Raw genomic sequence first — 242 nt, 5'->3', positions numbered from 1 at the left:
GGTTTTAGCTTGAGCATTGGTCGCATGAATTTTTTCAATCAGATGATGTAACTCTGTATTTACACTAAAGGCCTCACCCATCAGTGCATTGGGGTCTTCACTCAGTTCATCGCCTTCTTGGATTAGCACATTATTGTTGATGCGTTGTTGTAAAGAGGCGAGTTTGGTTTGTAAATCACTACGCAATAAAAGTGCTTCTGCTAGTTTCATAGATTTATTTTTAAAGTTTTAGATGAGTCTTA

Annotated in this window: 1 protein-coding gene; it reads right to left on the bottom strand. The window is 37.2% G+C overall.

Translation table 11 applies throughout. From position 1 onward, the window contains the following. Positions 1-210 (bottom strand): DIP1984 family protein (locus RRF55_RS27680; protein ID WP_439419252.1); only part of this gene is annotated, 210 nt, incomplete at its 3' end. Positions 211-242 lie beyond the last annotated feature (32 nt).

This window comes from Klebsiella sp. K47 (assembly GCF_051858335.1).
Taxonomy (GTDB): domain Bacteria; phylum Pseudomonadota; class Gammaproteobacteria; order Enterobacterales; family Enterobacteriaceae; genus Klebsiella; species Klebsiella pneumoniae.
Note: the sequence above shows the minus strand (reverse complement) of the source record. Positions and strands in the feature narration are given on the sequence as shown.